Source organism: Yoonia sp. 208BN28-4 (genome assembly GCF_037543925.1).
Classification (GTDB): domain Bacteria; phylum Pseudomonadota; class Alphaproteobacteria; order Rhodobacterales; family Rhodobacteraceae; genus Yoonia.
The window spans coordinates 676,373-692,741 of record NZ_JBBIFY010000003.1 but is presented as its reverse complement, the minus strand read 5'-3'; the positions used below and the strand labels follow the sequence as shown (position 1 = coordinate 692,741).

17 protein-coding genes are annotated in these 16,369 nt (G+C 57.5%); 11 read left to right on the top strand and 6 right to left on the bottom strand.

Annotated elements, in window-relative coordinates; genetic code table 11:
* The first annotated feature begins 43 nt into the window (after positions 1 to 43).
* From V8J84_RS13565 to gluQRS, 4 genes are all read left to right on the top strand, one after another.
* Positions 44 to 751 carry a hypothetical protein gene (locus tag V8J84_RS13565; RefSeq protein ID WP_339932014.1) on the top strand — a complete coding sequence of 236 codons (708 nt, stop codon included), beginning with the start codon at positions 44 to 46 and terminating at the stop codon, positions 749 to 751.
* A 90-nt stretch (positions 752 to 841) separates the two neighbouring features.
* The gene (gene trmFO / locus V8J84_RS13560; protein WP_339932012.1) at positions 842 to 2,197 is read left to right on the top strand and encodes a methylenetetrahydrofolate--tRNA-(uracil(54)-C(5))-methyltransferase (FADH(2)-oxidizing) TrmFO; all 1,356 of its coding nucleotides are present in this window, start codon (positions 842 to 844) and stop codon (positions 2,195 to 2,197) included.
* A 22-nt stretch (positions 2,198 to 2,219) separates the two neighbouring features.
* A complete protein-coding gene (locus V8J84_RS13555) occupies positions 2,220 to 2,837 on the top strand; it encodes a class I SAM-dependent DNA methyltransferase (RefSeq protein WP_339932010.1) in 618 nt (205 codons plus the stop codon).
* Positions 2,834 to 3,679 (top strand): tRNA glutamyl-Q(34) synthetase GluQRS, encoded by an 846-nt coding sequence (gluQRS, locus tag V8J84_RS13550; protein WP_339932008.1) that lies wholly within the window; start codon positions 2,834 to 2,836, stop codon positions 3,677 to 3,679. Before V8J84_RS13555 ends, gluQRS begins: the two co-directional genes overlap by 4 nt.
* Here the strand turns inward: gluQRS and hisI are convergent.
* A complete protein-coding gene (gene hisI / locus V8J84_RS13545) occupies positions 3,676 to 4,035 on the bottom strand; it encodes a phosphoribosyl-AMP cyclohydrolase (protein ID WP_339932006.1) in 360 nt (119 codons plus the stop codon). The two genes, gluQRS and hisI, sit on opposite strands and share 4 nt — an antisense overlap.
* A 70-nt stretch (positions 4,036 to 4,105) precedes the next feature.
* Between hisI and V8J84_RS13540 the strand changes: the two genes are divergently transcribed.
* Positions 4,106 to 4,555, top strand: a complete 450-nt coding sequence (locus V8J84_RS13540; protein ID WP_339932004.1) for an iron-sulfur cluster assembly scaffold protein — start codon at positions 4,106 to 4,108, stop codon at positions 4,553 to 4,555.
* Positions 4,556 to 4,749: 194 nt separating this feature from the next.
* On the opposite strand, the gene V8J84_RS13535 is transcribed toward V8J84_RS13540, so the two are convergent.
* The 5 genes from V8J84_RS13535 to sciP form a co-directional block, all read right to left on the bottom strand.
* Positions 4,750 to 4,872 carry a hypothetical protein gene (locus V8J84_RS13535; RefSeq protein WP_339932002.1) on the bottom strand — a complete coding sequence of 41 codons (123 nt, stop codon included), beginning with the start codon at positions 4,870 to 4,872 and terminating at the stop codon, positions 4,750 to 4,752.
* A 111-nt stretch (positions 4,873 to 4,983) separates the two neighbouring features.
* The gene (gene recG, locus V8J84_RS13530) at positions 4,984 to 7,074 is read right to left on the bottom strand and encodes an ATP-dependent DNA helicase RecG (RefSeq protein WP_339932000.1); all 2,091 of its coding nucleotides are present in this window, start codon (positions 7,072 to 7,074) and stop codon (positions 4,984 to 4,986) included.
* Positions 7,071 to 9,179: an NAD-dependent DNA ligase LigA gene (ligA, locus tag V8J84_RS13525; RefSeq protein WP_339932074.1), complete on the bottom strand. Its 2,109-nt coding sequence runs from the start codon at positions 9,177 to 9,179 to the stop codon at positions 7,071 to 7,073. The genes recG and ligA overlap by 4 nt, the downstream gene beginning before the upstream one ends.
* Before the next feature lie 174 nt (positions 9,180 to 9,353).
* Positions 9,354 to 10,067, bottom strand: a complete 714-nt coding sequence (gene ctrA, locus V8J84_RS13520) for a response regulator transcription factor CtrA (protein ID WP_339931998.1) — start codon at positions 10,065 to 10,067, stop codon at positions 9,354 to 9,356.
* Positions 10,068 to 10,158: 91 nt separating this feature from the next.
* Complete coding sequence (gene sciP / locus V8J84_RS13515; protein WP_339931996.1) at positions 10,159 to 10,437, bottom strand: CtrA inhibitor SciP; 279 nt, start codon at positions 10,435 to 10,437, stop codon at positions 10,159 to 10,161.
* Positions 10,438 to 10,571: 134 nt separating this feature from the next.
* On the opposite strand from sciP, the gene mnmA reads away from it, so the two are divergent.
* From mnmA to V8J84_RS13485, 6 genes are all read left to right on the top strand, one after another.
* The gene (gene mnmA, locus V8J84_RS13510) at positions 10,572 to 11,711 is read left to right on the top strand and encodes a tRNA 2-thiouridine(34) synthase MnmA (RefSeq protein ID WP_339931994.1); all 1,140 of its coding nucleotides are present in this window, start codon (positions 10,572 to 10,574) and stop codon (positions 11,709 to 11,711) included.
* A 305-nt stretch (positions 11,712 to 12,016) separates the two neighbouring features.
* A complete protein-coding gene (locus tag V8J84_RS13505) occupies positions 12,017 to 12,889 on the top strand; it encodes an ATPase (RefSeq protein WP_339931992.1) in 873 nt (290 codons plus the stop codon).
* Positions 12,890 to 12,921: 32 nt separating this feature from the next.
* Positions 12,922 to 13,839 carry a homoserine O-acetyltransferase MetA gene (gene metA / locus V8J84_RS13500; RefSeq protein WP_339931990.1) on the top strand — a complete coding sequence of 306 codons (918 nt, stop codon included), beginning with the start codon at positions 12,922 to 12,924 and terminating at the stop codon, positions 13,837 to 13,839.
* Positions 13,823 to 14,821 carry an alpha/beta fold hydrolase gene (locus V8J84_RS13495; protein ID WP_339931988.1) on the top strand — a complete coding sequence of 333 codons (999 nt, stop codon included), beginning with the start codon at positions 13,823 to 13,825 and terminating at the stop codon, positions 14,819 to 14,821. The genes metA and V8J84_RS13495 overlap by 17 nt, the downstream gene beginning before the upstream one ends.
* 52 nt (positions 14,822 to 14,873) lie before the next feature.
* Positions 14,874 to 15,728: a polyphosphate kinase 2 gene (gene ppk2 / locus V8J84_RS13490; RefSeq protein ID WP_339931986.1), complete on the top strand. Its 855-nt coding sequence runs from the start codon at positions 14,874 to 14,876 to the stop codon at positions 15,726 to 15,728.
* The gene (locus tag V8J84_RS13485) at positions 15,721 to 16,338 is read left to right on the top strand and encodes a TetR/AcrR family transcriptional regulator (protein ID WP_339931984.1); all 618 of its coding nucleotides are present in this window, start codon (positions 15,721 to 15,723) and stop codon (positions 16,336 to 16,338) included. Before ppk2 ends, V8J84_RS13485 begins: the two co-directional genes overlap by 8 nt.
* Positions 16,339 to 16,369: the final 31 nt, after the last annotated feature.

Sequence of the window (16,369 nt, the reverse complement as noted above, 5' to 3'; positions counted from 1 at the left end):
CATAAGGAGCGCAAAAGCTCCATGTGAATATGAGGCGAGCATTATGTCATACAAAGCAGCACTTGCTGCCGCCCTTGTGGTGGTAGTGGCCGCACCTGCATCAGCACAGGTGACCGGCGGATCTCTCGGGATCGAATACAGCACCCCCATTGATGGCGACGATTTTGGCGGCACCGCCTATTACGGCGCAATCGAATACGGCTTTAACCGCGATTTCAGCGTCAGCGCCGATCTGTCGGGTTATCGTCTGGACAACATCGACACCGATGCCAGCAGCCTGACCCTGCACGGCGTTTACCACCTGAACGAAACCTTGTCGGTTGGTGCGTTCTACGGACTGGACAAGTTGGAAACCTCCGACGCGGTTGGCCTTTACGGCGTTGAGGCTGGTACAGAATTTCTGGGTGGTGAGGTTGAAGGCTACCTTGGTCAGGTTGACGGCAATATCTCGACTGCGACTGTTTTGGGTGCCGACGGTATCTATTCGTTCGGCAACGGCTTTTCGGCCATCGGTAATGCTGCCTTTTCGTTTCAGGATGACAGCGACGTCAGCCGCATCGCGGTTGGTGCGCAATACGACATGCTGGACGGTCCACAGTTTTACGTTGAGGTCGGTCAGACAGACGTAGAAGTCGGTGGCATCAGCGACGATGACACGTTCATCGCAGTTGGTACCCGCGTGGCGATTGGCGCACAGCGCGGCACAACATTCGGGCCACGCAGCCTGTTTGAAATCCTGCCAGGCTTCTAGGGTTCACCCACAGCGACATTTCGTCAGCGCGGAGCCATTCGCGCTGACGCCCTCTTTGCAAGAGCAGCGGTTCGCGTTACATCCGCGAACATGACACAGACACTCAATATCATCGGCGGCGGCATGGCCGGATCGGAAGCAGCTTGGCAGGCAGCGAACGCTGGCGTGCCGGTTGTAATCCACGAAATGCGGCCCAAGGTTGCAACTTTCGCCCACCGCACCGGCAATCTGGGCGAGATGGTGTGCTCCAATTCCTTCCGCTCTGACGACCATGAACAAAACGCCGTGGGCCTGCTGCATTGGGAAATGCGCGCGGCGGGTGGCTTGATCATGCAAATGGCGCAAAAACACCGCCTGCCCGCTGGTGGTGCTTTGGCTGTGGACCGCGATCCTTTTGCCGAAAGCGTGACAGCAGCGCTCAAATCGCATCCGCTGATTACCGTATCTTACGACGAAATCACCGATCTTCCAGATGACGGTATGTGGATCGTAGCAACTGGCCCGCTGACATCCGGCACCTTGGCCGAAGCGATCCGCACCGAAACAGGAGCCGAAGCACTGGCGTTTTTCGACGCCATTGCCCCCATCGTCTATGCCGACAGCATTAACATGGACGTCGCGTGGATGCAGTCGCGCTACGACAAAGGCGAAACCGAGGACGAGCGCACGGCTTACCTCAACTGCCCCATGACCAAAGACCAGTACGAGGCGTTCATCGACGCGCTGCTTGAGGCAGACAAGACCGAGTTCAAAGAAGGCGAAACCGCTGGCTATTTTGACGGCTGCCTGCCGATCGAGGTTATGGCGGAACGTGGTCGCGAGACCCTGCGCTTTGGCCCGATGAAGCCTGTGGGCCTGACCAACGCACACGATCCGCAAAACAAGGCCTACGCCGTTGTGCAATTGCGCCGTGACAATGCACTTGGCACGCTCTTTAACATCGTGGGCTTTCAGACCAAGATGAAGTACGGCGCACAAAAGGCTGTTTTCAAAATGATTCCCGGCCTTGAAGACGCAGAATTCGCACGCCTTGGCGGCATCCACAGGAATACGTTTATCAACTCTCCCACGCTGCTGGACGACCAGATGCGTCTTCGCTCCAAGCCCAATGTCCGCTTTGCAGGACAGATCACGGGTGTGGAAGGCTATGTCGAAAGTGCCGCGATGGGTTTGCTGGCTGGACGCATGGCCGTCGCCGAAATGACGGGGCAAACGCTTGCGCCGGTGCCCGATACCACTGCGATGGGCGCATTGGTGACGCACATCACCGGGGGTGCAGACGCCAAAACATTCCAGCCGATGAACGTGAACTTTGGCTTATTCCCTCCTCTTGAAGGGATGAAATCGGGCCGTCGCGGTCGTAAGGAACGCTATAAGGGCTATACGGATCGCGCGAAGGTCGATTGGCAGAACTGGCTCGCGCAACTGTCACTGGACGCGGCCTGATCTGCGGCGCTAGGCTGTGGTCATGACTGACAAGAAAGACATGCTCAGACCTCAGCTTTGGACCCGCCGCCCCGTGCAGGACACCATCGATGTCTATGCCGATTGGGCCGAAAGTTACGAACGCGATGTTGTCGCGCGTGGCTATCGCACGCCGGACCGAATTGCCGCAGCCCTTGTGACATTGGCCAATCCCAAAGACCCGATGCTGGACTTCGGATGCGGCACCGGCCTTGCGGCTGTGTCACTGCACAATGCAGGGTTCTCGACGTTGGATGGCACAGATGTCACCCCCGAAATGCTGGCGCAGGCCCAAGCGGCAGGGCTTTACCGCAAGACATGGCTTTCTGATCCGGGCGAGCTGAGCTTCGGGCGCGGGGCCTATCCGGTTATCGTTGCAGCTGGTGTCATTAGCCTTGGCGCAGCACCACCAGACCTGCTTGGCCCCCTCGTTGCGAAACTCACCACAGGTCAGTTGCTTGCGTTTTCTTATAATGAACCGACGCTGTCGGATGAAGGCTATATCGCGGCACTGGATGACGAGATTGCAAGCGGTCGGGCGACGGTCGTATTTCGTGAAAACGGGCCGCATCTGGATGATGTTGGCATGACGTCAGATGTGATCATTCTGCGCCGCACATGATCACACGTTTTGCGCCGTCGCCAACCGGGCCACTCCATTTGGGGCACGCCTACTCCGCTATTTTGGCGCATGATATGGCTATGGCTGCGGGCGGTCAGTTCCTGCTGCGGATTGAGGATATCGACCAATCCCGCGCACGTCCCGAATGGGAAGCGCAGATTTATGATGACCTGACGTGGCTTGGCTTGGCTTGGCCATCCCCCGTCATGAGGCAGTCGGACCGACTTGTCGCCTATCATACAGCCCTCGATCAGCTGTGGGACATGGGAGTGCTTTATCCGTGCACATGCACCCGCCGCGATATTAAGGACGCAATCAGCGCACCACAAGAAGGCGCTTTGCCGACGGGTGCAGATGGCCTCATCTATCCTGACACTTGTCGTGAAAAGCCGCGACCACAAACGCGCCCACGCGACCAGACACTTCGGCTCGACATGAAAATGGCGACGCGCGCCATGCCCGACCAGACTTATGTCAACGAAACTGAGCACGGAAATATCCAGACCCATGTTCTTCGCCCGTCCGAATTGGTCGGCAGTGTGGGGGATTGCGTTTTGGCGCGGCTGGACATGGCCACTAGCTATCATTTGTCAGTCGTGGTGGACGATGCCGCGCAGCAGGTCACCCACGTCGTGCGCGGCGAAGATCTGTTTTCGGCCACCGATATTCATATCGTGCTGCAAAGGCTTCTGGACCTGCCGACGCCGCACTACGTTCATCATCGTCTGATCCGCGATCAGGATGGGAAACGGCTCGCCAAACGCGATGATGCCCGCGCCCTGTCCACATTCCGCGCAGAGGGTGCGACACCGCAAGATATCAGGCGCATGGTGGGGCTTTAGCCCATTGGTGCTGCGGTGATCCGTTCGTCGCCATCTTCAACGACCGTGTAAAAGCAAGACCGCCGGCCAGTGTGACAGGCTGGTCCGTCCTGGGTCACCTGCATCAGCAAACAATCGCGATCACAGTCAAAGCGTAGCTCCACCAAGCGCTGGGTGTTGCCGCTCGTCGCGCCTTTGACCCAGAATTCCGACCGCGATCGCGACCAGTAGGTCACATCGCCAGTATCCAGCGTGCGGGCCACGGCCTCTGCATTCATCCACGCCATCATCAGCACCTCGCCCGATGTGGCATCTTGCGCAATCGCGGGGATCAGACCTTGGGCGTTATACGTCAAAGACGCGGGATCGAATGACATGGGGCACACCCTTTGCATTGGCTTGGTTCCGGCCTATCTAAGTTGCAAGTCGCGAAAGGGCAAACGGCCAATGTCAGCTGAAACCGATATGATCAAGCTTTACTCGGGCCGCATCCTTGCCTTGGCTGCCGATATGCCGCGCACCGACAGGCTGGCCAGTCCTGCAGCCACCGTTAAGCAGCGTGCCCCGCTGTGTGGATCAACAGTCACCGTCGATATTGCCCTGCGCGACGGGATCGTCAGCGACTATGCGCAAGACGTGAAAGCCTGTGCCTTGGGTCAGGCCGCAGCTGCCGTGGTTGGCGCGCAGATTGTCGGGCTAACACCGGACCAGATCCAGACGGGCCATGATGAGTTGCTTGCCATGCTGAAATCTGACGGGCCTGTGCCCACCGCCCCCTTTGACGGGTTGGAAGTTTTGCAACCGGCCAAGGACTACAAGAACCGCCACGCGTCAATCATGCTTGCGTTTGATGCGTCCCTTGCCGCCATCGCACAGGCAAAAGCCGTTACCCCATAAAAAAACCGCCGCACATCCGGTTGGGATGGCGGCGGATAAGGTGCTGACTGCGTCCTGGCATTTCCGGCGTTTCATCGGGAGAGGCAATTCCCTTGCGAAACGATGACTTAAATGTGGGACAGGCAGGTCATGAGCCATTGCAGGATTTGGGACAGAGCAATGTGCAGAAGACCAAGACGCAGTCGGCAGGCAGGTCAGATCATCGTGGGCAACGACAATCCGACAAACAGAATGGTACACAAAGCGACCACGCCAAGCGCATCGGCAATGATCGTGTCAGAGGATCGGATGATCGCTGATTTGATGTCTTTTGCCATGGTGATGCTCCTCAATGTCGTGTTCTCTTTGTTGCCCCTTTGTTCTCACAAGGTTAACGATGTGTAAAGAACTTTTTGAGAACAAATGTGAACAAAGTGGAACGCGGCAGCTTAACCCACTGAAATCAAACGGATTGCTTTGTCCTGTTCCATCAACCAAAGCAGAACACGCGCGGCCTTACCCCGCGACGTCTCCAACGTCGGATCGTCAAGAAGTAGTTTACGTGCGTCGGTTTGCGCCATCGCCATCAGGTGGGACTGTCGCTCCAGATCGGCAATACGAAAGCGCGGCAGACCCGACTGGGCGGTGCCGATCACATCCCCTGCCCCGCGCATCGCCAGATCCTCTTCTGAGATGCGGAAGCCGTCTTCGGTCTCGCGCATAATCTCGAGCCTACGGCGCCCGCTTTCGCTTAGCGGTGCCTGAAACAACAACAGACATGTGGATGCCTCTGACCCGCGCCCCACACGTCCGCGCAACTGGTGTAGCTGCGCCAGACCAAAGCTTTCTGCCCGTTCGATCATCATGATTGTGGCGTTTGGCACGTTCACGCCAACCTCGATCACGGTGGTGGCCACTAGCACTTTGGTCTCGCCACTGACAAACCGCGCCATCGCAGCATCTTTGTCTGCGGGTGGCATCTGGCCGTGGACAAGCCCCACCACGCCTTCTCCCAATGTGGCCCTGAGCCGTTTGAACCGTTCCTCTGCCGCTGTCATGTCAACGACTTCGCTTTCCTCGACCAGAGGGCAAACCCAATAGGCTTGCTTGCCCTCCGCCACGGCGCGGCGCAGTTTTTCGACCACTTCGTCCATCCGCGATGTGGACACCAAGGCCGTCTGGATCGGTTTGCGGCCCGCAGGCTTTTCATCGAGCACGGACACATCCATGTCGCCGTATTGCGCCAGCGCCAACGATCGCGGGATCGGGGTGGCTGTCATCACCAGCACATCAACAGCGCGCCCTTTGGCACCCAGTTCCATCCGCTGCGCCACGCCAAAGCGGTGCTGCTCGTCAATGACAGACAGGCGCAAGTCGGCAAAGATGACATCCTTCTGAAATACCGCATGGGTGCCAACAAGGATGTGAATATCGCCATCCGCCAGAGCAGACAGCTTGCGTCGCCGCTCCGCGCCCTTGTCGCGGCCCGTCAAAATCTCGAGGACGACGCCAGCCGCCTCGGCCAGCGGTTGCAGCCCTTCCATATGCTGGCGGGCCAGAATTTCAGTCGGTGCCATCATCACCGCCTGCCCGCCTGCCTCGACCACAGACAGCATGGCCATCAGCGCGACAAGTGTCTTGCCTGAACCGACATCGCCTTGCAGCAACCGGTTCATCCTGATTGGTGCACCCAAATCATCAGCGATCTCACCAATGGCGCGATCCTGCGCGGTGGTCGGCCTGTATGGCAATGACGCGAGTACCTTACTTTGCAATCGACCATTGCCGCGCGACGCCACCCCCTTGGTCTTGCGGGCTGTCGCACGGGCAAGCGCCAATGTGATCTGATGGGCAAACACCTCGTCATAGGCCAGACGGGTGCGGGCCGGTGTCGAAATCATAATGTCATCAACAGACTGCGGCGTATGCGCGGCCTCAACACTGGCCAGCCAATCGGGCCAATGCTCGCGGGCTTTAAGTGCCGGATCGATCCATTCATCCAGATCCAGTGCCAGATCAAGCGCCCCGCGTGTCATGCGGAACATCAGCTTTTGCGTGATACCTGCGTGAAGCGGATAAACGGGCTCGAACGGTGGCACCTGCCCCGCTTCTTCGCTGCGCACCACATGGTCGGGATGCACAATCTGGGCGATCCCGTCGAAAACCTCCAGCTTGCCCGACACAATCCGCTGTTGTCCAACGGGCAGTAGTTTCTGCAAGTAATCCCCACGGGCATGAAAATAGACCAACTGAAAACTGGTCTGTGCGTCGTGCACATACACACGGTAAGGTCGCCCACGGGTTTTTGGCGGATCATGCCGGTCGACAGTCACGGTCACTGTCAGGGTTGTCGCCATGGTGACGCCCTGCACCGTATCCCGCATTTGCCGATCAACGCCACTGATGGGTAAGGTAAACAGCACATCCCTTGGCTTGAGAACGCCGACTGATTCAAGAATTTGTCCGGTTTTCGGACCCACGCCATCAAGCGTTGTAACAGCAGCAAAAAGCGGAAAAAGAACTTCCGGTCTGCCGGTCATGACGCGCCGATCAAGGCCAGCCAGTCATCTTCGTCAATCACCTCAACGCCCAGATCCGCCGCCTTGGTGGCCTTTGATCCCGCGCCGGGCCCCGCAACTAGGATATCTGTTTTGCTACTGACCGAACCTGACACCTTTGCGCCAAGGCTTTCTGCACGCGCCTTTGCTTCGGCGCGGGTCATTTTCTCAAGCGTGCCGGTAAAGACGATGGTCTTGCCCGCAACGGGGCTGTCTGACGTGTCGGGTTGGGCCGCATCCTCGATTTTCAGCTCGGCGACCAAGCGGTCAATCGATGCGCGCTCGGCATCGTTTTGAAAGGCGTTGATCAGCGATGTTGCCATCACCGCGCCCACTCCATCGACGCCGATCAGATCGTCCCACGCGGACCCTTCACCGATGTGCGCCGAGGTCAGAGCGTCCTCCATCGTGGCCCAATTCCCATAGTGGCGCGCGATCAGTGCAGCGGCAGCCTCGCCGACATGGCGGATACCCAGCGAAAACAGTACGCGATTGAAAGCGATTTCCCGTCTGTCTTCAATCGCTTGAAAGAGCTTCTTTACGCTGGTTTTGCCGAACCCGTCACGGTTTTCCAGCCTGGTCAGACTGGCCGCATCACGACGCGCCAGCGTGAAAATATCGGCGGGTTCTTTCACCGGAAGCGTATCATCGGCAAAAAACATCTCGACCTGTTTTGCCCCTAATCCGTCGATATCAAAGGCAGCCCGCCCGACAAAATGTTTGAGCCGCTCCACCGCCTGCGCCGGACAGATCAACCCGCCAGTGCACCTGCGCACGGCATCGCCATCCTCGCGCACGGCGGGCGATCCACATTCAGGACACGTGTCGGGGAATTGGTAAGGAGCGGCGTTGGTGCGTTTTGTGAGGTCCACATCCCTGATCTTTGGGATCACGTCACCGGCGCGATAGACCTCGACCCAATCACCCACGCGAATATCACGCCCCTCACGGATCGGTGCGCCGTCGCCACCCACTCCGGCAATATAATCTTCATTGTGCAGCGTCGCGTTGGACACAACCACACCGCCGACGGTGACCGGTTTGAGGCGCGCGACGGGCGATAATGCGCCTGTGCGACCCACCTGAATGTCGATCGCCTCAAGCGTTGTCCAAGCCAGTTCTGCCGAGAATTTATGCGCAATCGCCCATCGGGGCGTGGTTGAGCGAAATCCGAGCCTGTCCTGCAAATCAAGCGCATCGACCTTATAAACAACGCCGTCGATATCGTATCCCAATGTGGCGCGCTGTTCTTCGATCAGGCGATAGTGCGAAAGTAATGACGCCGGACCATCGCAAGTTTGCGTCAACGGGTTCGTGCTGAAGCCAAGCGAATTCAAACGATCAATCGCGCCGGACTGAGTTTTAGCCAATGGCGACGATAAGGCACCCCATGCATATGTAAAAAATTTCAGTGGCCGCGCCGCCGTCACAGATGAATCGAGCTGACGAAGCGATCCTGCTGCAGCGTTTCGCGGATTGGCGAAGGGTTTGCGGCCGTCCTGTTCTTGCCTGTCGTTCAGCGAAGCAAAATCGGCGTGGCTCATGTAAACCTCGCCGCGCACATCAAGCACATCTGGCGCACCGGTAAGCGTTTCAGGAATGTCAGCGATTGTTCGCGCGTTTGCCGTGACATTTTCGCCGACGCTGCCATCGCCGCGGGTTGCGGCATGCACCAGCACGCCATTTTCGTATCTTATCGACAGCGACAGACCGTCGATTTTCGGCTCTGCCGTATATGTCAGCGGCGCATCATCTGAAAGGCCAAGGTATTTCCGGATTCGCTGGTCAAATTCAGTCACATCTTCTTCGTCGAAGGCGTTTCCAAGGCTCAGCATCCGCACATCATGCGTGATCTTGCCAAACCCGTCTGCCACAGGGGCGCCAACCTGTTCGGAGGGACTATCAGCACGTTTGAGGCCAGGAAACCGTGCCTCAATCTCGGCGTTGCGGCGCTTCAGGCCATCATAATCGGCATCTGTCAGGACAGGTGCATCGGCGCCGTGATAGTCACGGTTGGCCTCGGCGAGCGCCTTTGCCAAAAATTCGAGTTCGGAGGCAGCCTGCGCCTCGGACAGGTCTGAAACCATAACGTCAGCATATTCGGACGTATTTTTCGGGGCTGGTGGCACGCGCAATTCCCAAAGGTCTGTTGCCGCAGGAGTGCGACCGTCACTTCAGTTTTAGGGCGGTGCAGGAACATCGTCCAGCAATCTTACGCGATAAGCAGCGTGAGTGGCGGCGCGCAAGATTGCTGAAAGTGTTCAGGCCCCGATAGCGATCTGTTCCGCACCGGCACCTTCGTCAGGGTCGCGCAACACATAGCCGCGGCCCCAGACCGTTTCGATATAGTTTTCACCAAGCGTTGCAACGCTAAGCTTTTTGCGCAGCTTGCAGATGAAAACGTCGATAATCTTCAACTCCGGCTCATCCATGCCACCGTACAAATGGTTCAAGAACATCTCTTTTGTCAGCGTGGTACCTTTGCGCAGGCTAAGAAGTTCCAGCATCTGATATTCTTTGCCTGTCAGATGCACCGTGCTGCCGCCGACATCGACCGTTTTGGCATCAAGGTTCACGGCGATCTGTCCGGTTTTGATGATCGACTGTGCGTGGCCTTTCGATCGTCTGATGATGGCGTGGATGCGTGCCACAAGCTCTTCACGGTGGAATGGCTTTGTCAGGTAATCGTCTGCGCCGAAACCGAAGCTTTTGATTTTGCTCTCGGTGTCATCATCGCCGGTCAGAATCAGGATCGGCGTGTCGATCCGGCTCAATCGCAATTGGCGCAAAACCTCGTGCCCGTTCATGTCCGGCAAATTCAAATCAAGAAGGATCAGGTCGTAGTCATACAGCTTTGCCAGATCGATCCCTTCCTCCCCAAGATTCGTCGCATAGACGTTCAGATTGGCATGGGTCAGCATCAGTTCGATGCTCTTGGAAGTTGTTGGGTCGTCCTCGACCAGTAAAACGCGCATTCAACTCTCCGCTCTTTCTAAGGTTGCATACGGTCTAACGTCCAATGGTTAACAAACCGACAATCCTTAACATCAGCCTGACATTTTCATCCTATGGTTGTCTATAGCGCTGAAGCGCGGTTGCCTTGAGCGCTGCTTCCCCGTGCATTTGCACCGCCGTTTCCCATTCGGAAAATTCATCATCGGACAGATAATACATCTCAAGCGCGTGCGCGCGGGTGATCAGCCCCGCATTCACAGCCTTAACCACAGCAGCCTTCCGGGATGCCACCCATCGGCGCGTTTGTGGCGCTGGCAAATCTGCACGGGTCATCACCTTGCCATCAGGGAGCGTGACGGATCGTGGCCCGTCGATCTTGCGCAAATACATAGCGAAATACCTTTAATTGAGGTTCTTGCAAGGCAGGTATGACTTATGATGCTTAACGTCAGGTATAGCAGGGGATTGAGAGTGTTTCGGATTTTCCTATATATGGCATCAAATCTGACAGGACTGGATCAAACATGCCGCTCGACCCTGCGCTGAATTCATTAGGCTTTGCCAAACCGCCTGCGGAAACCCGCGTGGTTGTCGCCATGTCAGGCGGTGTCGATAGCTCTGTTGTGGCAGCACAATTGGCGGACGAAGGCTATGACGTTGTTGGTGTAACGCTACAGCTTTATGACCACGGCGCTGCGCTTGCCAAAAAAGGCGCGTGTTGCGCGGGTCGGGATATCCACGACGCGCGGCGCGTGGCCGAAGAGATGGGCTTTCCCCACTACGTTCTGGACTACGAAAACACCTTTCGCGAAGCCGTGATCGATGAATTCGCGGACAGCTATCTCGCAGGTGCCACCCCAGTGCCCTGTATCCGCTGCAACGAGCGTGTGAAGTTCAAGGACCTTTTGGAAACAGCAAAGGATCTTGACGCCGACTGCATGGCAACGGGTCACTATATCCAACGGATGATGGGTGATGAGGGGCCAGAGCTTCATGCCGCCGGTGATCCGAACCGTGATCAGTCGTATTTTCTGTTTTCGACCACGGCAGAACAGCTTGATTATTTGCGTTTCCCCTTGGGGCATTTGAAAAGCAAAGCAGAGACGCGCGCGCTGGCCGAGAAATTCGGCTTAGGCGTGGCGGATAAGCCAGACAGTCAGGACATCTGCTTTGTGCCCAACGGCAACTACGCCGCTGTGATCGAAAAACTGCGCCCTGGTGCTGCGGAACCGGGTGATATTGTTGACGTGGATGGCAACGTGCTCGCCCAGCATCGCGGCGTCATCCATTATACCATCGGCCAACGGCGCGGGCTTGGCATCGGCGGGTTGTCCGATCCGCTTTACGTGGTGAAGCTGGATGTAGACGCGCGGCAAGTGATCGTCGGCCCCAAAGAGATGCTGGCGACCCGGAAGGTCCCGTTGCGTGAGATCAATTGGCTGGGCGACGGCGATTTTCTGGCCGGTGGTGAGCGCAAGATTGCAGTCAAGGTCCGCTCGACACGGCCACCAACCGACGCGGTCCTGCGTCCGATCTCGGACACCGAGGCCGAGGTGGAATTGCTGGTTGCCGAAGAAGGTGTATCGCCCGGTCAGGCGTGTGTCTTTTATGATCCTGACAGCACGCGCGTACTGGGCGGTGGTTGGATCTGGCGCGGATACTGACGCCATAGACATTCATCACTGAAATGATGCCATCTTAATCGATTGGTCCGGAGTATTTGCAAGGCGAACATTCCGTGCATTTCCCAGCGGCGGGGATCGGAAGAAAAAGTCCTCGGCGTGAAACTCTTTGCGTCTTGCACCGTGGCTGTTTGCAACAGACCATTCGAATTACACCTTTTGGATGCTCGATGGTCTGCCGTTTCGCACGCGCTGTTGCATACAGCACTGACACGCATGTGAAATAAAAGGAAGCGCCGGCGCCCCAAACGCTGGCGCTTCCGCACGTGAGGGCCTAATCAATTCCTATGATTTACAAGACCGCTTCCGACTGGCGCAACGCCCCCAACAAACGCGTGCTTTTGTTCGCGATGTCAGGGCTTGGCAAAACCTATCTGTCTTCCATGCTTCGCGAAAGCGGCGACTGGTTTCACTATTCTATCGATTACCGCATCGGCACCCGCTACATGGGCGAACTGATCGCGGACAACGCCAAGACCGAGGCGATGAAGGTGCCGTTCCTGCGTGATCTGCTGCGGTCGGACAGCATCTATATCGGATCGAACATTTCGTTTAATGATCTCAAGCCGATGTCGTCATATCTTGGCAAACCAGGCGATCCGGCGCTGGGCGGGCTGCCGTGGGATGAATACACGCGCCGTCAGGACCAGTTCCAACAGGCCGAGATTGCGGCACTGCACGACACAGGCCGTTTTATCGAGCGATCCAACAGGCTGTACCAATACCCGCACTTTATCTGCGATACGGGCGGATCGATCTGCGAGTGGGTCGATGCAGACGATCCAAACGATCCGATCCTGACTGATTTGGCGTCGAAAACGCTGATGGTCTGGATTGAAGGCTCGGATGCACATACAGCCGAACTGGTCCGCCGCTTTGATAAAGAGCCAAAGCCGATGTCCTACGATCCGGTGTTCTTGCTGAACACATGGCACGCCTATCTGGACGAATTCGGCGTGGCCCCGGACAAGGTGAACCCTGATGATTTCATCCGGTGGGCCTTTGCCAAGGCGCTTGCGCACCGGCAGCCGCGGTATCGCGCGATGGCGGAAAAATGGGGTATCACGGTGCCAATGGACGCGGTCACGCGCGTTCACGATGCGGAGGGCTTTGTCAGCATGATCGCTGACGCCCTTGAGATGCGCGGGTCAGCCGCCTAAATCTCAATCTCTGCCCGCCGAGGATACGTATCATGCCGATCAAACTGCCAGCCACCCTGCCCGCCTTTAACGTTCTGTCGAACGAAGGTGTCATGGTGCTTGATGAAGATGCCGCCGCCCGTCAGGACATCCGCCCGCTGCGTATTGCGCTGCTGAACCTGATGCCCAAGAAAATCCAGACAGAAAACCAGTTTGCCCGTCTGATCGGTGCGACGCCCTTGCAGATTGAACTGACGCTCATCCGCATGTCCGAGCACCAGACCCGCAATACGGCGGCGGAGCATATGGAAGAGTTTTACCAGCCATTCCAAGCCGTGAAGGACCAGAAATTTGACGGGCTGATCATCACCGGCGCGCCGATTGAACACCTGCCGTTCACTGACGTCACCTATTGGGACGAGCTGTGCGAGGTGATGGAGTGGACCCAGAGCAACGTGCATTCCACCTTTGGCGTCTGCTGGGGCGGCATGGCGATGATCAACTATTTCCACGGTGTCAAAAAACACATGCTGGACCACAAGGCATTCGGGTGCTTCCGACACACCAATATCGTGCCGAACTCGCCCTATCTGCGCGGGTTTTCGGACGATTGCGTGATCCCCGTCAGCCGCTGGACCGAAATGCGTCAGGATGAGATTGACGCGGCCCCAGGCCTGCGCACGCTGATCACCAGCGACGAGGCTGGCCCCGCCTTGGTCGAGGATGCCGCACACCGTGCACTCTATATCTTCAACCACTTCGAATATGACGATGGCACGCTGAAACAGGAATACGATCGCGACGTCGCCGAAGGCACGCCGATCAACGTGCCGCAGAACTACTATCCCCACGATGACCCGACGCAACCCCCTCTCAACCGCTGGAGAAGTCACGCGCACCTTCTATATGGTAACTGGATCAACGAAATTTATCAGACAACAAAGTATGACCTTGATGCGATTGGTACTTAAAACACTCACCTACGGGGCTGCGGCCATCGGGCTTGGCGCTGCACTGACGGGCTGTGTGTCGTCCAAACGTGTGCAGGACGCCGAAACGTCCTACCCGCCAATCGGACAGTTTGCCGAAGTCACCGGCGGGCGCGTGCACTATGTGCAAAAGGGTTCCGGTCCGCATGTGGTGCTGCTGCATGGTGCCGGCGGGAATCTGCGCGATTACACCTTTGACCTGATGGACCGCCTTACAGACGACTACACGGTCACCGCATTTGATCGCCCCGGTCTGGGCTATACCGATCGTGTGCCTTCTGTTGAAACAGGCGCATTGGCAACCGATGGCGATAGTCCGACAGCACAAGCCGCCATGCTGCGTGAAGCAGCTACACAGATCGGGATTACTGACCCTGTGGTCGTTGGCCACAGCTTTGGCGGCATCGTGGCGATGGCGTGGGCCACTACAGGTCTTGAGAACCAGGCGGACGTGAACGCATCGGGCGTTGTGTCGCTTGCTGGTGTGATGATGCCATGGCCTGGTGATCTGGGTCAGTATTACACGGTGAACGGATCGTCCTTTGGTGGCGCGGTCATTATTCCACTGATCTCGGCGTTTGCGCCGAAAAGCGCGATCAATTCCAGCATTGAAGGCGTTTTCGCGCCACAGCCTGCGCCAGAAGGTTACGCCGAATACATCGGTGGCGAACTGGCAATCCGCCCCACCACATTCCGCGCAAACGTGCGTCAGGTGAACACGCTTCGCCCGCACGTGGTCGCAATGGCTGAGCGCTACCCGAACCTGACTATTCCGGTTGAAGTGGTGCATGGCACGGCGGACGAAACCGTGCCGATCACTGTGCACCCTGAAGAGGCGATCAAGCTGATCCCCGATCTGAACCTGATCCGCCTTGAGGGTGTGGGCCACATGCCGCACCACGCGGACCCGCAGGCGGCTGTGGATGCGATCAACCGTGCAGCGGCGCGCGCCGGATTGCGCTAGGGCCATGTGCGGCCCATAGTGACCCGCAACACCACGATCAGGAGCCTGCCCCATGACGTTGCCCTTTGACGGCGGTATCAGCCGATATTTCAACGAAGACGCGCCCGATTGGGTGCGCGATCTGATCAAGAACCGCTCGAAAAAGCAGGTCCTGAACCCTGACTATCCCTACGGAAAAGCGTGGGATAAGAAGGCCTATGAGGCCGAGATGGAACACCTGCAAGAACAGCTTGTCCGCATGCTGGCTTGGGTGCGCGACACAGGCCAGCGGGTTGTTGTGGTGTTTGAAGGACGTGACGCGGCCGGCAAAGGCGGCACGATCAAGCGGTTTCGCGAAAACCTGAACCCGCGTGCCGCGCGTACTGTAGCGCTGTCAAAGCCCACCGAAACCGAAGCCGGAGAGTGGTATTTCCAGCGTTACATCAAACACTTGCCCACAACCGGCGAGATCGTTTTTTTCGACCGGAGCTGGTATAACCGCGGTGTGGTTGAACATGTCTTCGACTTTTGCACGCCAGCAGAACGCGAAAAGTTTTTCTCTCAGGTCAATACTTTTGAACAGCAATTGGCCGATGACGGTATCCAGCTTTTTAAAATCTGGCTGAACGTCGGGCGTGCGACGCAGTTGAAACGTTTTCTGGACCGCGAAAGCGATCCACTGAAGCAATGGAAACTCAGCTGGATCGATGTGGAAGGCCTATCCCGCTGGGATGCCTATACAGATGCTATCCAGGAAACACTGACACGCGCCAACGATTTGCCATGGACCGTTGTGCGATCCGACGACAAGAAACGCGCGCGGGTCAACGCGATCCGGTCGGTGTTGCACCAGCTGGATTACCCCGACAAAGACCTTGCGCCTGTCGACGACAAGGTTGCGGGCGGCGTGGACCTGTGGAATGCCTAAACAGGGTTACCACCACGGCAACCTGAAAGAGGCGCTGGTCAACGGCTGCCTGTCCCTGATCGAACAGAAGGGTCCGACGGGATTTACCCTGTCCGAGGCGGCGCGGGTCGCGGGCGTCACACCGGCGGCAGTCTATCGCCACTTTGAAGGCCGCGAAGACCTGATCGCCGAAGCCGCATTGCAAGGTTACCGCACCTTCGGCGACCTGATGGAATACGCCTATAATGGCGGCAAACCATCTGCGCTTGAGGCGTTCTATGCGACGGGCCGCGCCTATCTGGCCTTCGCCAACAAATATCCGGGCCACTATATCGCGATGTTCGAAAGCGGCATTTCGATCCAGCGAACGCCCGATCTGAATGATGCCGCCACGCGCGCGATGGGTGTGCTGGAAACCGCAGCGGCCGAACTTTCGCAGCATATTCCCGCAGAAAAGCGACCACCGCCACAGATGTTTTCGGCCCACGTTTGGGCCATGTCCCACGGCATTGTCGAGTTGTTCGCGCGTGGCTCTCCGGGCACAAAAAGCCCTTTTCCACCCGAAGACTTGCTTGAATCCGCCATTGGCGTTTATCTGCGCGGGCTGGGCCTGATTGCGCCCGACACGTAACACGCATTTCATAAGCTGAATTGACGGAAAA

Bases quoted from the DNA above. Each gene is read 5' to 3' on its own strand.
- ppk2 (WP_339931986.1), top strand. From the start codon at position 14,874: ATGACGTTGCCCTTTGACGGCGGTATCAGCCGATATTTCAACGAAGAC.
- gluQRS (WP_339932008.1), top strand. From the start codon at position 2,834: ATGATCACACGTTTTGCGCCGTCGCCAACCGGGCCACTCCATTTGGGG.
- V8J84_RS13535 (WP_339932002.1), bottom strand. From the start codon at position 4,872: ATGGCAAAAGACATCAAATCAGCGATCATCCGATCCTCTGACACGATC.
- metA (WP_339931990.1), top strand. From the start codon at position 12,922: ATGCCGATCAAACTGCCAGCCACCCTGCCCGCCTTTAACGTTCTGTCG.
- V8J84_RS13565 (WP_339932014.1), top strand. From the start codon at position 44: ATGTCATACAAAGCAGCACTTGCTGCCGCCCTTGTGGTGGTAGTGGCC.
- recG (WP_339932000.1), bottom strand. From the start codon at position 7,074: ATGACCGGCAGACCGGAAGTTCTTTTTCCGCTTTTTGCTGCTGTTACA.
- V8J84_RS13495 (WP_339931988.1), top strand. From the start codon at position 13,823: ATGCGATTGGTACTTAAAACACTCACCTACGGGGCTGCGGCCATCGGG.
- V8J84_RS13505 (WP_339931992.1), top strand. From the start codon at position 12,017: ATGATTTACAAGACCGCTTCCGACTGGCGCAACGCCCCCAACAAACGC.
- hisI (WP_339932006.1), bottom strand. From the start codon at position 4,035: ATGTCATTCGATCCCGCGTCTTTGACGTATAACGCCCAAGGTCTGATC.
- V8J84_RS13555 (WP_339932010.1), top strand. From the start codon at position 2,220: ATGACTGACAAGAAAGACATGCTCAGACCTCAGCTTTGGACCCGCCGC.
- V8J84_RS13485 (WP_339931984.1), top strand. From the start codon at position 15,721: ATGCCTAAACAGGGTTACCACCACGGCAACCTGAAAGAGGCGCTGGTC.
- sciP (WP_339931996.1), bottom strand. From the start codon at position 10,437: ATGTATTTGCGCAAGATCGACGGGCCACGATCCGTCACGCTCCCTGAT.
- mnmA (WP_339931994.1), top strand. From the start codon at position 10,572: ATGCCGCTCGACCCTGCGCTGAATTCATTAGGCTTTGCCAAACCGCCT.
- ligA (WP_339932074.1), bottom strand. From the start codon at position 9,179: ATGGTTTCAGACCTGTCCGAGGCGCAGGCTGCCTCCGAACTCGAATTT.
- trmFO (WP_339932012.1), top strand. From the start codon at position 842: ATGACACAGACACTCAATATCATCGGCGGCGGCATGGCCGGATCGGAA.
- V8J84_RS13540 (WP_339932004.1), top strand. From the start codon at position 4,106: ATGTCAGCTGAAACCGATATGATCAAGCTTTACTCGGGCCGCATCCTT.
- ctrA (WP_339931998.1), bottom strand. From the start codon at position 10,067: ATGCGCGTTTTACTGGTCGAGGACGACCCAACAACTTCCAAGAGCATC.